This window comes from Roseibium aggregatum, from assembly GCF_014692675.1.
In the GTDB taxonomy this organism is placed as follows: Bacteria; Pseudomonadota; Alphaproteobacteria; order Rhizobiales; family Stappiaceae; genus Roseibium; species Roseibium aggregatum_C.
On record NZ_JABFCZ010000016.1, the window covers coordinates 20,620 to 33,091 of the forward strand.

Here is a 12,472-nt window from a genome sequence, read left to right on the forward strand (position 1 = left end):
GCGGCCGCAAGTGAAACTGACAAACGCTATTAGGAGCACATGTCATGGAAGCAGAAGCAGCAAAGTACATCGGCGCAGGTATCGCATGCCTCGGCATGGGCGGGGCCGGTATGGGCCTCGGCCAGATCTTCGGTAACTACCTCGCAGGCGCACTGCGCAACCCGTCCGCAGCCGACGGCCAGTTCGGCCGCCTGATCTTCGGCTTCGCCGTGACGGAAGCTCTGGGCATCTTCTCCCTCCTCGTTGCTCTGATGCTTCTCTTCGTCGTCTAATCGACTTTCGATAGACAACGACATTTGACGAGAAACCGGTGGTGGCGCATTCGCGCCGCCAGTCCGGCATCTGGAGACGAAGATGGCAGGCGAAACCCAGTCGACCACAGAAGCCACGCATGCGGGCACTGAGGTGCCGACGGAACACCACAGCGGACCCTTTCCGCCGTTCAACAGTGAGACGTTTGCGTCCCAGATCCTTTGGCTGGCCATCACGTTCGGCCTGTTCTACTGGATCATCAAGAATGTGGCCGTGCCGCGGATTTCTGGCATCCTTGAAGACCGCAAGGATCGCATTGCCGGCGACCTTTCCGAAGCCAACCGGCTGAAGGAAGAAACCGACGAGGCGATCGCCGCTTACGAACAGGCTCTTGCCGAAGCCCGTGCCAAGGCACATGGCATCGCGCATGATACCCGTGCGAAGCTCAAGGCCGACAACGAAGCCCGCCGCGAAAAAGCCGAGGCAGAACTTGCCAAGAAGCTGGCCGCAGCGGAAAGCCAGATCGCCGAAGTGAAGAGCCAGGCCATGGAACAGATCGGCGATATCGCCGGCGAAACCACGTCCGCTCTCGTGGAAGCGCTGATGGGCAAGGCTCCGACGAAGACCGATCTGAGCAAGGCGCTCAAGTCGGCGATGGATTGAGGAGACGACGATGGACGCAACATTTTTCGCCCTTGTCGGCCTCGTTATCTTCTTCGCCGTGATCATCTGGGTCAAAGTGCCCGGGAAGATCAGCGGCGCGCTTGATAACCGCGCGGATGAAATCCGCAAGGAACTCGAAGAAGCCCGCAAGCTCCGCGAGGAAGCCCAGGCCCTTCTGTCCGAGTATCAGCGCAAGCGCCACGAAGCCGAAGCCGAAGCCGAAGCGATCATCGCCGAAGCGAATTCGGAAGCTGAGCGCCTGACCGTTGAAACCAATCAGGCTCTTGAAGAGATGATTGCCCGCCGGTCGAAGGCCGCCGAGAACAAGATTGCCCAGGCCGAATCCCAGGCGATTGCCGAGGTTCGCGGAAAGGCCGCCGATATCGCTGTCGCCGCTGCCGAAGAGATCCTCGCCGCCAAGGTGAAGGACAAGGTCGCCGACGGCATCCTGGCCCAGAGCATCGACCAGGTGAAAGCAAAGCTGAACTGATCGGCGCCAGTCGGATCAGGTTCTTTAAAAAGCGGCCCTTGCGGCCGCTTTTTTGTTTTTCAAATTGCCATGAAATTTATTTCGCTGCCGCTTCCCGGACCGGCTTGAATGACAGCCGGTGGTGCGGCGAGGGGCCGAGCTTTAAAAGCGCTTCCTGGTGGGCAGGGACGCCGTATCCCTTGTGGGCGGCAAAGCCGTAGCCGGGGGCAAGCGCGTCGAGGCGGACCATCATCCGGTCCCGCAGCACCTTTGCGACGATCGAGGCTGCAGCAATGGCAAGACAACGGCCGTCGCCCTTGATCAGGTTCTGCCCTGGCATGCTCAGGCCCGGCGGCACGTCCCGCCCGTCGACCAGAACCATTTCGGGGGTGATCGCCAGACCGTTCACCGCACGCCGCATGGCGGACAGGGTCGCGGCGCGGATGTTGAGCCGGTCGATCAGGGCAGGGCTGGCCGTTGCGGCGCAGACATGGGCAGACGCACAGATCTCGTCGAACAGCTGCTCCCGCCTCGCCTCGGACAACTTCTTGGAGTCGTTGAGGCCGGCCGGCAGATTGTCGTAGTCGAGGATGACGGCGGCTGTCGCCACCGGCCCGGCCCACGGCCCCCGTCCGGCCTCGTCGACGCCGGCAAGCCGGAAATTGAAGCCGGCAGCATGGGATTTCTCCAGGGCCTCGTCAGGGCTATCCGGGAAAGGCAGGTCGAATAGACCGGGTAACTTACTCATTTTCCGACCATGCCAACGACCCGATACTGAAACAAGGTCGCCGTTCAAAACAGGTCCAGTTGCACCCCGCCTTTTTGCGGTGACACGAAGCTGTCCGTGTCGAGCTTCCGCCGCCGCCCGTTGAGGCCGAGGCGTTTCGCGGCCAGGGAAAACCGCTTGCCGATCTGCTCCGCGTAAGGCCCCTTGCCCTTCATGCGCTCGCCCCACTTGGCGTCGTAGTCCTTGCCGTTGCGCATGGAGCGGATCAGGTTCATCACGTGCCGGTACCGGTCTGGGCGTTCGCGCAGGAGCCAGTCGCGGAACAGTTCGGAGACTTCCAGGGGAAGGCGCAGCAGGATGAAACCGGCCGAGGTGGCGCCGTGCTCGCAGGCGGCTTCCAGGATCGCCTCGATCTCGCTGTCGTTCAGAGCCGGGATGACCGGAGCGATCATGGCTGCTGAAGGGACGCCGGCCTCCGACAGCTTGCGGATCGCCTGAAGGCGCTTGTGCGGGGCCGAGGCCCGCGGTTCCATGACCCTTGAGAGCTTATGGTCCAGGGTGGTGACGGATAGCGCCACCTTGACCAGGTTTCTCTCCGCCATACGCGCCAGAATGTCGATGTCCCGGGTAACCAGTGCGGATTTGGTGACGATGCCGACCGGGTGATTGCACCGGTCCAGCACCTCCAGCACCTCGCGCATGATTGCGTATTGCCGTTCCAGCGGCTGATAGGGATCGGTGTTGGTGCCGATCGCGATGGTGCGCGGCTGGTAGTTCGGCCTGGACAATTCCCGCTCCAGCAGTTCGGCCGCATTCGGCTTGGCGAACAGCCGGGTTTCGAAATCGAGCCCGGGCGAGAGCCCCATGAAAGCATGGGTCGGCCGGGCGAAACAGTAGATGCAGCCGTGCTCGCATCCCCGGTAGGGATTGATGGAGCGGTCGAAGGAAATATCCGGCGAGGTGTTGCGGGTGATGATGGTGCGCGCCCGTTCCTCCTGCACCGTGGTTTTCAGGGGCGGAAGATCGTCCCCGCTGTCCCAGCCGTCGTCGAAGGCAACGGTCGAAAGAGGTTCGAACCGGCCCGACATGTTGAGGCCCGCGCCGCGCCCGCGGCGCCGGTCCGGGCGGATTTCCGTGCCCGTACCCGAATTGGCGCCTTCGATCTGACTGTCGAATTCTTCCGTTACGGTATGGAGTTGCATTTTCGAATCCGCGACAGATTGTGCAAGAACATAACGGGAACATTAATCAGAAAATGGCGAAACACAAGAGGGTTGTCTCGCGCTTTGCCGGAAAACGGGTTAGAACAAAGCCATGATCAGCGTCATCATACCGACATTGAATTCAGAGATTGTGCTCGCCCACACTTTGGCGGCTCTCGTTCCGGCCGCCGCCGAAGGCGTCGTTCGCGAAGTGATCGTGGTCGACGGCGGGTCTTCCGACAACACCCATGTGATCGCTGATGCCGCCGGATGCGACTGGTGCACGGAAAAGGGACCGCGCAGCAAGCTGCTCGAAGCCGGTGCAAAGCGCGCCCAGCGGGGCGACTGGCTGTTGTTTCTCTCCGCCGATACCGTTCTGGAACCGGGCTGGTTCCACGAAGTCCAGGCCTTTGTTGAGCGGGCCGAGCGCTCCGGCAGCGCAGACCGGACGGCCGCAGCCTTCAAGCTGAAATTCGAGGCCTTTGGCATGGGCGCGAGACTGTCCGAGGTTCTGGCATCGCTTCGCTCGCAGCTGCTTGGAATGCCCTATGGCAACCAGGGACTGATCATCTCCAGGCGTTTTTACGCCAGGCTGGGCGGATATCGCCCCCTGCCGGAAATGGAGGATCTCGATCTGGTGAAACGGATCGGACGCCGGCGTCTCGTCTGCCTGCGGGCCGCGGCGATTTCGTCCGGTCGGCTGGACGAGCCGGGCTTCCTGTCGTCCATGCGCCGGTCGATCGCCCGTTTCTGCGTCGGCACGCTTCGTGTGCCGCCGAAGCTCGTGCTGCGCATCCACGGCTGACGCCTGTTTCCCTTTGTTGAAACCGTATGCCGGCTGCCAAAGGCGGTGACGGACGAAATCGGCTTGTTGTATTCCCCTGCCGGTGATTAGGTGTTCTTCCCTTTCAAGACGGGAGAAGCAGTGTGAGCACGGTCAGTGCCGGGGTGGATGTGAAGGCGACCGCAGGCATCCTGTTCATGTGCACGGCCGTCGCCTTCCTGTGTGTCAGCGACGCCATCGCCAAGACGCTGACCGCCGGCTACTCTCCGCTGCAGATCCTGTTTCTGCGCAACGTCATCGCCCTGCCGTTTGCAGTCCTGATCGCCTGGAAGGCGGGCGGAGTTGCCGCTCTGCGCTCTCACCGGCCCGCCATGCATCTCTTCCGCGGTCTGATCTGGATCGGTGCGGCCGGCAGCTTCTTCACCGGCCTCAAGTATCTCGGCTTGGCCGAAGCGACGGTGCTGGCCTTCGCGGCCCCGGTCTTCATCACCGCACTTGCCGCCCTTGTCCTGAAGGATCCAGTCGGCTGGCGGCGCTGGTCGGCGGTGCTGGTGGGGTTCGTCGGGGTGCTGGTCGTGGTCCGTCCGGGCTTGGCCGCGTTCCAGATGGTTTCCCTGTTTCCGGTCGCGACCGCCGTTCTCTACGCCGTCCTGATGCTGTCGGCGCGCTTTGTCGATCCGCGCGAAAGCGTGTGGACGCTGATGCTCTATCTGGTGGGCGCAGGCGCCGTCATCAGCGCCCTGACGATGCCGTTCGTCTGGGTGGCGGTCCGTCCGCAAGACATCTGGCTCTTTCTGGGGGTCGCTTTCTTCGGCACCATCGGCGTCACCATGCTGACCCAGGCCTTCCGGCTCGCGCCCGCGGCAACCGTCGCGCCCCTGGACTATACGGCCCTGATCTGGGCCACCCTGATCGGCTGGCTCGTCTGGGGCGAAATTCCGGACCTTCCCACCTATCTGGGTGCTGCGATCATCATCGCCAGCGGCATCTTCATCATCTGGCGCGAGCGGAAACTGGAGGAGTAGGGGCGCCCGCCGTTGGGGTTTCCCGATTCATAGCTCATCGTCCGGGCGATGCAGGACGATGTTGAAACCTTCTTCCTCCGACGGGGCGACGAAGTGGGTGGCAAGCTGATCGAACTGATCGTCCGTGACGGAAAACGGATGCGCGCCACCGGCGTTCCGGGCCCGCAGCCGCGCTTTGCATATCTCGTCCGGGACATCCAGATAATGGAGTTGAGGCACCACTTTCGCGTCTTCGGCAATGCCGCGCATCCAGGCCCGGGTTGCAATCGTGTTTGCCGGGAAATCCAGCACGACCGACAGGCCGGCCTTGAGCAGGGAGACAACGTGCGGCCCGATGACAGCGCGTAATTTGCCGGTGCACCGCACGTAGTCGGAGAGCGTCGACATGTCATCACCATAAAGCGCGGCCAGCCAGTCATCTTCGGCGATGACAACCGTTCCCGCAGCCTGACCGAGGCTGGCGGTCAGGGTGGACTTTCCCGACGCGGCCTTGCCGCAAACGAGGTAAAGGGTAGGAGTGGTTTGCGTCATGAAATACCCTGTCCGATGCATGAGGGTGCACTTCAGAAATTCAGAAACAGCTTGCCCGGCCCGGCTTATCAGGCCGGGACAATAATTCGGCCAAGACGGCCGCCGCAGGGTTTCTGAACAAAGGTATTCATGAGCGGGTGATGACACGGGCCCGGCCCGATGTCCAGATTTTCATTGGGTGCTGAACGGACATCGGTCTAGGGGGCAGATGGCGCCTGGCCGACGGAGCGTCCGGCTCCTTCAGCCGCAATCCCGACGTGTGCCTTGGCGAACCTCTCCAGCGCCTCTGCCACCTCTGGCGCCGGAGGGCAGGCCTTGCGGGCGGTCAGGTCGGTGTGGAGCAGCAGCGTCTCCACCGTGGCGGCCAGCGTGCCGTCGCCGCGCCAGAGCCGGTGGAACAGCTGCATCTTCTTGCCCGTTCCGGAAAGCACCTGGGTGGTGACCGTGAGCAGGTCTCCGGCGTGGATCTCGCCCAGGAAGCGCAAATGCGTCTCCACGGTGAAATAGCTGAAGCCCGAGGCGACATAGGCCGCATCCGCGCCGATCATCTCCATGAACCGGTCGCTCGCCTGCGAGGCGGCTTCCAGATAGCGGGTCTCGTTCATGTGGCCGTTGTAATCGGTCCAGTTCACCGGCACTTGCCGCGTCACCGTGACCGGCAATCCGCGATAGTCGCCACCCGTCTCCAGCATCTCCTCATGGGCGCGGATGACACCGCCCGCACCGCTGCCGCTGCGCCGCAGCGCCCTGATCATGCCGACGATGTTGTCGTCGCGCAGGCGCTCCAGCTTACGGATCGTCCTGTGTCCGGACTGGGCGTCCGACTGGCCGGCAATCAGGTCGACCAGGTCTGGAGTGAATTCCGGCACGTCCATCAGTTTGGTCCAGGGCCAGGACAAGGCCGGGCCGAACTGTGCCATGAAGTGCTTCATGCCGGCCTCGCCGCCGGCGATGCGATAGGTCTCGAACAGCCCCATCTGAGCCCAGCGGATCCCGAACCCCATGCGGATCGCCTCGTCGATCTCTTCCGTCGTGGCGATCCCGTCCTTGACCAGCCACAGGCTCTCGCGCCAGACCGCCTCCAGCAGCCGGTCGGCGATATGCGCGTCGATTTCCTTGCGCAGGGTGAGCGGAAACATGCCGACCTCGCGCAAGAGATCGGCTGCCTTCGCGCAAGTCTCAGCTGCGCCGACCAGTTCCACCAGCGGCAGCAGATAGACCGGGTTGAACGGATGGGCGACGATGGCGCGCCCACCCTTGGCATTGAGATCGGACGGCTTGAAGCCGGATGTGGACGAACCGATGACGGCCTCAAGCGGGGCGACGGTCTCGATTGCCGCAAGCACCGTGTGCTTCAGGTCCAGCCGTTCCGGAATGCTTTCCTGCACCCACGCCGACCCGGCAACCGCCTCGGCAAGGTTATCGTGAAACGTCAGCATTCCCTCGGCGGGAAGCGCGCGGTCGTAAAGCGCGGGCAGGGACCGGCGCGCGTTGGCAAGCACCTCGCCGATCTTGCGTTCCGAATCCGGATCTGGATCGAACACTGCAACGTCCCAGCCGTTGAGCAGGAAACGGGCGGCCCAGCCGCCGCCGATGACACCGCCGCCGACGATCGCCGCCTTGGCGCGCGCGCCGCCGGTCATGAGGCTGCTGCCTTGGGCGCGCGTTTTTCAAGGCCGAGCCTGTCGCGCACCGCCTGCGGCCCGATCACCCGTGCGCCCATGTTCTCGATCACGGTCACGGCGCGCTCGACCAGTTGCGCATTGGCCGCTAGCACGCCCTTTTCGAGCCAGAGATTGTCCTCCAGGCCGACCCGGACATTGCCGCCGGCAAGCACGGAGGCCGCCACATAAGGCATCTGGTCCCGGCCCAGGCTGAACGCCGACCAGGTCCAGTCGTCGGGCACGGCGTTGACCATGGCCATGAAGGTGTTGAGGTCGTTCGGCGCGCCCCACGGCACGCCCATGCACAGTTGAACCAGCGCCGGCGAGGTCAGTGTACCTTCTGACACCAACTGCTTGGCAAACCACAGATGGCCGGTGTCGAAAGCCTCGATCTCCGGCTTGACGCCGAGCTCCGTCATCATCGCACCCATGGCGCGCAGCATGCCCGGCGTATTGGTCATCACGTAGTCGGCTTCGGCAAAGTTCATGGTGCCGCAGTCGAGGGTGCAGATTTCCGGCAGGCACTCCGCGATATGAACCATGCGGTCCGAGGCGCCGATCATGTCCGTCGCCGTCTCGTTGAGCGGAAAGGGCGCCTCGGCGGAGCCGAAGACGATGTCGCCGCCCATTCCCGCCGTCAGGTTCAGGACCACGTCGACCTCCGCGTCACGGATCCGGTCCGTCACCTCGCGATAAAGATCCGTTCGGCGCGACGGCGCGCCGGTTTCCGGATCGCGGACATGGCAGTGGACGACCGCGGCCCCGGCCTTGGCGGCCGCAATCGCACTGTCGGCGATCTGTTGCGGGCTGCGGGGGACGTGCGGCGAACGGTCCTGGGTGCCGCCCGAGCCGGTCACGGCACAGGTGATGAAAACCTCCCGGTTCATGGCCAGCGGCATGGGTTCCTCCCATTTGCGGTTGGTGTCTTCCGGCAATGGTAGGCTGGGCGAACCGATATTTATTGTCCTAGTATGCCGTCAAATTATCCAATCGAGACAAGAGTTGATGGTTCGCGTCACCTTCCTGCTGTTCGACGGCTTCTCCAACATGGTCCTGTCCTGCCTGCTCGAACCCCTGCGCGCCCTGCGCGACCAGACCCAGGCGGAGATCGGATGGCAGGTGATCACGCCGAACGATATGCCCGCGGTCAGCTCGAGCGGGCTCTCCATTGCCGCCGATACGGAATGGCGAAACGCCGGTCGGATGGACATGCTCGTGGTCGTCGCGGGCTACGGCTTTCGCGACCACGCCAATGCGGAAAGTGCACGGGTGCTGCGCGCGCTCGCACGACAAAGCGACATCGTTCTCGGCGCCGACACGGGCGCCTGGCTGCTGGCCGATGCGGGGCTGCTGAATGAAAAGAGCGCCACGATCCACTGGACAGTCCTTGCCGATTTCGAGGAACAGTTCCCGGACATCCGGATGAGCCACGACGGCTATGTGAAGACCGGCCGCATTTGGAGTTGCGGTGGTGCATCTTCCGCACTCGACCTGATGCTGGCCTTCATCTCGGAGCGTTTCGGACCTGCAAGCGCCTTTCTGGTGTCGACCATGTTCCTGCAGGACGCCGAACGGCCACAGGCCGAAGACCGCGGACCCGGCATGCTCGCAGGCAGGGGAAGCGCCCGGCTGCGTCAGGTCGTCAACCTGATGGTGGAAACCATCGAGACGCCTTTGCCGCTCGTTAGGCTCGCCGGTCGCGTAGGGCTTTCGGTTCGCTCGCTCGACCGCCTGTTCCAGGAAGAACTCGGCATGGCGCCCGGCCGCTATTACCAGATGATGCGGCTGTCCCATGCGCGCGAACTGGCCGCGGGCACGCGGTTCACCCTGCGCGAGATCGCCCTGCGCTGCGGCTATTCGGATGCGGCGGCCCTGAGCAAGGCCTTCCGGCGGACCTTCGGCCATCCGATCCGGAAATCGCTCTAGGCGGATATCAGGTCCTTCATCGCCCCGACTGCCATTTTGTATCCCGACGGACCCAGCCCCGCGATCACGGCGGTCGCGGCCTTCGACACCAGCGAATTGTGATAGATGGCGTCGCGCCGGTGGATGTTCGAGATATGCAGTTCGATGATCGGCCCCGGGAACATCTTCAGGGCATCGAGGATCGCGATCGAGGTGAAGGTGAAGGCCGCCGGGTTGATGATGATGCCGCCGGCCGGCGCATCGATGGCCTCGTGCACCCACTCGATGATCTCGTATTCCCGGTTGGACTGGTGGAATTCCACAGGCGTGGACCCGGCCGCCTCGCGGCACATCGCCTCGACTTGCGCCAGCGTCGTATGGCCGTAGATCTCCGGTTCGCGGGTGCCGAGCCGGTTCAGGTTGGGACCGTTCAGGATGTAGATGGGATTTGCCATTGGTCGCTCCGCGAAAGGATAGAGACGCGATTGCCGCCGGTCGGCCAGAGACCGGACAGGCGGATGCGCAGATTGTCTGTCTGAATGTGGAACCGACAGGATACGCGCGGGCAAGCGCAAGCCTGCCCGCGCGTTTCGAGTGGCCTCAACGCATTACTGGATGGCGTTGATCCGGTCGACGATACCTTCCGGCCAGTCCTTGGCAAGATCGGACTTCAGGTACTTGTCCTGGGCATAGGCCCGGAAAGCGTCCACGTCCGGCTTGTAGATTTTTAGACCCTGTTCCTTGAAGAAGGAGCCGAGTTCCGCCTCGCGGTTGAGGTGCTGCTCGGTGCTCCAGGCAATGGCGCTGTCGGCGGCCGCTTGCACCTTCGCCTGCTGTTCGGGCGTGAGCTTGTTCCAGGCGTCGAGCGAGATCGACAACAGGTCGTAACCGACGAGGTGAGACGTCAGGACGATCTGCTTCATGACTTCATAGAACTTCATGTTCTGGACGTTCGGGAACGGGTTGTCCTGTCCGTCGATGACGCCGTTTTGCAGCCCGATATAGACCTCGCTATAGGCCATCGGCACAGGATTGGCGCCGAGCGCGCTGCCCATGAACTGCCAGGCTTCGCCGCCCGGCATGCGCAGCTTGACGCCGGCCATGTCGGCGGGGGTCTTGATTTCCTTGTCCAGGTTGAGACCGACCTGGCGGACACCGAAGTAGGTCGGGCCCAGGATCTTCACCTTGAGCTTGTCCTCGACCATCGAGGTCATTTCCTTGCCGACGTCGCTGGCAAAGAACTTGCGCAGGTGATCGGAGTCGCGGAACAGGTAGGCCGACGTCAGGACCGACCAGGCCGGGATCTGCTTGGCGATATCCTGCGGTGCGATGTTGCCCAGCTCCAGGTTGCCGCGCTGCATGGCGACCAGTTCGGTGCCCTGCTTGAACAGTGTACCGCCGTAGTAGCCGTTGAATGCGAACTCGTCGCCGATGCCTTCGGCGAATTTCTTCATCATCTCGGCGCGAATGTCCTGCGGCGAGAAGACGGCCGAAAAGTTCAACTCGATCTTGTCCTGTGCCGACGCGCTCGCACCCGGTGCGACGAGGGCCACCGCCATGCCGGCCGCAAGCAGCGTTCGTCTCGTGAATTCCATCATGGCTGTTTCCTCCCGAGCCAAATGTACTCGACGGTTAATTTCCGTCACCGGGAGTCCTGCCATTAGACAAAGGCAATTTCAATGGGTATTTTTGAAAATATCATATATTTTGGCTTTTATCGTTCCTGCGCAGGGTTGCCGGGGCGCTTGGAAACTGCAAAGAAAGTGCCGATGAAAGCCGCCGAGATCGTCCCCTCAGAAGCGCCTGCCGAAACGCCCGGAGAGATCGCCTACCGGCAAATCCGGCGCGATATCGTCTTCGGCGCGCTTGTGCCCGGTACCCGCCTGAGGCTGGAAAGCCTGAAGGCGCCCTATCTGGTCAGCGTCAGCACGTTGCGCGAGGTCTTCAACCGGCTCGCGTCCGAGCGGTTCGTGGTGGCGGAGGGCCAGCGCGGTTTTCATGTTTCGCCGGTTTCGGAAAAGCATTTCCGGGAAGTGGCCGGAATGCGCGAATTGCTGGAGGCCAATGCGCTCCGGCAATCTTTCGAGCGCGGCGACCTGGAATGGGAAGCACAGGTCGTGGCCGCCCACCACAAACTCTCCCGGATGGAAGCGTTGATGGAGGCCGGCGACTGCACCCGGACGGAAGCGTGGAAGCGCTACGACGGCGAATTCCACGGCGCCCTGATTGCCGCCTGCGGCTCCAAGGTCCTGATGGAAGCCCACCGCCGGATCTTCGATCACTTCCTCCGCTATCAGATCGTGGCCGTGGTCTATCGCGGCAAGGCCGCCTGCGACGAACACCGCCGGCTCCTGGAATGCGCGCTGGAGCGCGATCACGAGACCGCGGTGGAAATCCTTGCCGGACATATCGAGGCCTGTGTCGAACACACGTTGGGCAACGGGCTGTTGAAGGATTGAACGTGGGACGCTTTTTCAAAACCCCTGATTTATACGGAGCGGGCCTTTGAAGCGGGAAGTGCCGCCGCAGGCCGGGCAGACCGTTCCGACGGTCGGGGAAGGGGCCTATCGCCAGATCCGGTCCGACATCATTTTCGGCAAGCTGGCTCCGGGGCAGAAGCTTCGGCTGGAGAAACTGAAAGATGCCTATGGCGCAAGCGTCAGCACGCTGCGGGAAATCCTGAACAGGCTCGCATCCGAAGCGCTGGTGGTGGCCGAAGGCCAGCGCGGTTTCCAGGTCGCGCCCGTCTCTGCGGCAAACCTGATGGAAATAGCGGACCTGCGACTTCTTCTGGAAACCCACGCGCTTGAACAGTCCTTCGCGTCAGGGGACATGGACTGGGAAGGGCGCGTGGTCGCGGCCCATCACCGGTTGAAGGCACTCGAAGCCAGGATGCGCGACGACGATCACAGCGAAATCCGGTCCTGGAAACGCTACGACTGGGAATTCCATCAGGTCCTCATCTCCGCCTGCGGGTCCGAACTACTGATGGAGAGCCACGCCGATATCTTCGACAAGTACCTGCGCTACCAGCTCGTCGCGCTCTCCTATCGCGGCGATATCTCGGCGCAAGAACACCGCCTGCTGCTGGAACACGCGCTGGAGCGCGATGCGGCAAAAGCCAGCGAGGTGTTGGTCCGCCACATCAGGGGCGGGGTCGAGCATGCCCTTGCGACCGGGACGATCCGCTGAAGAGCGCCCATTCGGCCGGGACACGTTATCAGGGGCCGCGATCGGACCGGGAAGGCTC

15 protein-coding genes are annotated in these 12,472 nt (G+C 63.0%); 8 read left to right on the plus strand and 7 right to left on the minus strand.

Translation table 11 applies throughout. The annotated features are described in order from the left end of the window. Positions 1–44 precede the first annotated feature (44 nt). From HK439_RS14945 to HK439_RS14955, 3 genes are all read left to right on the plus strand, one after another. The gene (locus tag HK439_RS14945) at positions 45–272 is read left to right on the plus strand and encodes a F0F1 ATP synthase subunit C (RefSeq protein WP_190292328.1); all 228 of its coding nucleotides are present in this window, start codon (positions 45–47) and stop codon (positions 270–272) included. Between the two features lie 82 nt (positions 273–354). Next, on the plus strand, positions 355–915 hold the full coding sequence (locus tag HK439_RS14950; protein WP_190292329.1) for a F0F1 ATP synthase subunit B: 561 nt from the start codon (positions 355–357) through the stop codon (positions 913–915). 10 nt (positions 916–925) lie between these two features. Further along, the gene (locus HK439_RS14955) at positions 926–1,405 is read left to right on the plus strand and encodes an ATP F0F1 synthase subunit B (protein WP_190292330.1); all 480 of its coding nucleotides are present in this window, start codon (positions 926–928) and stop codon (positions 1,403–1,405) included. Between the two features lie 76 nt (positions 1,406–1,481). On the opposite strand, the gene HK439_RS14960 is transcribed toward HK439_RS14955, so the two are convergent. Both HK439_RS14960 and HK439_RS14965 read right to left on the minus strand, forming a co-directional pair. Further along, positions 1,482–2,132, minus strand: coding sequence for a ribonuclease HII (locus HK439_RS14960; protein ID WP_190292331.1), 651 nt, complete (start codon positions 2,130–2,132; stop codon positions 1,482–1,484). A gap of 44 nt (positions 2,133–2,176) precedes the next feature. Further along, positions 2,177–3,313: a PA0069 family radical SAM protein gene (locus HK439_RS14965; RefSeq protein ID WP_190292332.1), complete on the minus strand. Its 1,137-nt coding sequence runs from the start codon at positions 3,311–3,313 to the stop codon at positions 2,177–2,179. A 112-nt stretch (positions 3,314–3,425) separates the two neighbouring features. Here HK439_RS14965 and HK439_RS14970 point away from each other — a divergent pair, with 112 nt between their 5' ends. Both HK439_RS14970 and HK439_RS14975 read left to right on the plus strand, forming a co-directional pair. After that, the gene (locus HK439_RS14970) at positions 3,426–4,118 is read left to right on the plus strand and encodes a glycosyltransferase (RefSeq protein ID WP_190292333.1); all 693 of its coding nucleotides are present in this window, start codon (positions 3,426–3,428) and stop codon (positions 4,116–4,118) included. Positions 4,119–4,240: 122 nt separating this feature from the next. Beyond that, positions 4,241–5,122 carry a DMT family transporter gene (locus tag HK439_RS14975; protein ID WP_328804172.1) on the plus strand — a complete coding sequence of 294 codons (882 nt, stop codon included), beginning with the start codon at positions 4,241–4,243 and terminating at the stop codon, positions 5,120–5,122. Positions 5,123–5,149: 27 nt separating this feature from the next. On the opposite strand, the gene HK439_RS14980 is transcribed toward HK439_RS14975, so the two are convergent. The 3 genes from HK439_RS14980 to HK439_RS14990 form a co-directional block, all read right to left on the minus strand. Further along, positions 5,150–5,653 carry an AAA family ATPase gene (locus HK439_RS14980; protein WP_190292334.1) on the minus strand — a complete coding sequence of 168 codons (504 nt, stop codon included), beginning with the start codon at positions 5,651–5,653 and terminating at the stop codon, positions 5,150–5,152. A 197-nt stretch (positions 5,654–5,850) separates the two neighbouring features. Then, a complete protein-coding gene (locus tag HK439_RS14985) occupies positions 5,851–7,296 on the minus strand; it encodes a carnitine 3-dehydrogenase (RefSeq protein WP_190292335.1) in 1,446 nt (481 codons plus the stop codon). Then, positions 7,293–8,216: a 3-keto-5-aminohexanoate cleavage protein gene (locus tag HK439_RS14990; RefSeq protein WP_190292336.1), complete on the minus strand. Its 924-nt coding sequence runs from the start codon at positions 8,214–8,216 to the stop codon at positions 7,293–7,295. Before HK439_RS14990 ends, HK439_RS14985 begins: the two co-directional genes overlap by 4 nt. Before the next feature lie 106 nt (positions 8,217–8,322). Here HK439_RS14990 and HK439_RS14995 point away from each other — a divergent pair, with 106 nt between their 5' ends. Continuing rightward, positions 8,323–9,243, plus strand: a complete 921-nt coding sequence (locus tag HK439_RS14995) for a GlxA family transcriptional regulator (RefSeq protein WP_190292337.1) — start codon at positions 8,323–8,325, stop codon at positions 9,241–9,243. On the opposite strand, the gene HK439_RS15000 is transcribed toward HK439_RS14995, so the two are convergent. Next, entirely contained in the window at positions 9,240–9,677 is a 438-nt protein-coding gene (locus HK439_RS15000; RefSeq protein ID WP_190292338.1) for a type II 3-dehydroquinate dehydratase, read from the minus strand. The two genes, HK439_RS14995 and HK439_RS15000, sit on opposite strands and share 4 nt — an antisense overlap. Positions 9,678–9,830: 153 nt before the next feature. Next, positions 9,831–10,817, minus strand: a complete 987-nt coding sequence (gene dctP / locus HK439_RS15005) for a TRAP transporter substrate-binding protein DctP (protein ID WP_190292441.1) — start codon at positions 10,815–10,817, stop codon at positions 9,831–9,833. A 174-nt stretch (positions 10,818–10,991) separates the two neighbouring features. On the opposite strand from dctP, the gene HK439_RS15010 reads away from it, so the two are divergent. Together HK439_RS15010 and HK439_RS15015 are read left to right on the plus strand one after the other, a co-directional pair. Beyond that, positions 10,992–11,681 (plus strand): GntR family transcriptional regulator, encoded by a 690-nt coding sequence (locus tag HK439_RS15010; RefSeq protein ID WP_190292339.1) that lies wholly within the window; start codon positions 10,992–10,994, stop codon positions 11,679–11,681. 46 nt (positions 11,682–11,727) lie between these two features. Beyond that, positions 11,728–12,414, plus strand: a complete 687-nt coding sequence (locus HK439_RS15015) for a GntR family transcriptional regulator (protein WP_209011835.1) — start codon at positions 11,728–11,730, stop codon at positions 12,412–12,414. Positions 12,415–12,472 lie beyond the last annotated feature (58 nt).

Coding starts and splice junctions, on each gene's coding strand:
- HK439_RS14990 (WP_190292336.1), bottom strand. CDS start 8,216: ATGCCGCTGGCCATGAACCGGGAGGTTTTCATCACCTGTGCCGTGACC.
- HK439_RS14985 (WP_190292335.1), bottom strand. CDS start 7,296: ATGACCGGCGGCGCGCGCGCCAAGGCGGCGATCGTCGGCGGCGGTGTC.
- HK439_RS14950 (WP_190292329.1), top strand. CDS start 355: ATGGCAGGCGAAACCCAGTCGACCACAGAAGCCACGCATGCGGGCACT.
- HK439_RS14945 (WP_190292328.1), top strand. CDS start 45: ATGGAAGCAGAAGCAGCAAAGTACATCGGCGCAGGTATCGCATGCCTC.
- HK439_RS14965 (WP_190292332.1), bottom strand. CDS start 3,313: ATGCAACTCCATACCGTAACGGAAGAATTCGACAGTCAGATCGAAGGC.
- dctP (WP_190292441.1), bottom strand. CDS start 10,817: ATGGAATTCACGAGACGAACGCTGCTTGCGGCCGGCATGGCGGTGGCC.
- HK439_RS15000 (WP_190292338.1), bottom strand. CDS start 9,677: ATGGCAAATCCCATCTACATCCTGAACGGTCCCAACCTGAACCGGCTC.
- HK439_RS14960 (WP_190292331.1), bottom strand. CDS start 2,132: ATGAGTAAGTTACCCGGTCTATTCGACCTGCCTTTCCCGGATAGCCCT.
- HK439_RS14980 (WP_190292334.1), bottom strand. CDS start 5,653: ATGACGCAAACCACTCCTACCCTTTACCTCGTTTGCGGCAAGGCCGCG.
- HK439_RS14970 (WP_190292333.1), top strand. CDS start 3,426: ATGATCAGCGTCATCATACCGACATTGAATTCAGAGATTGTGCTCGCC.
- HK439_RS14995 (WP_190292337.1), top strand. CDS start 8,323: ATGGTTCGCGTCACCTTCCTGCTGTTCGACGGCTTCTCCAACATGGTC.
- HK439_RS14955 (WP_190292330.1), top strand. CDS start 926: ATGGACGCAACATTTTTCGCCCTTGTCGGCCTCGTTATCTTCTTCGCC.
- HK439_RS15010 (WP_190292339.1), top strand. CDS start 10,992: ATGAAAGCCGCCGAGATCGTCCCCTCAGAAGCGCCTGCCGAAACGCCC.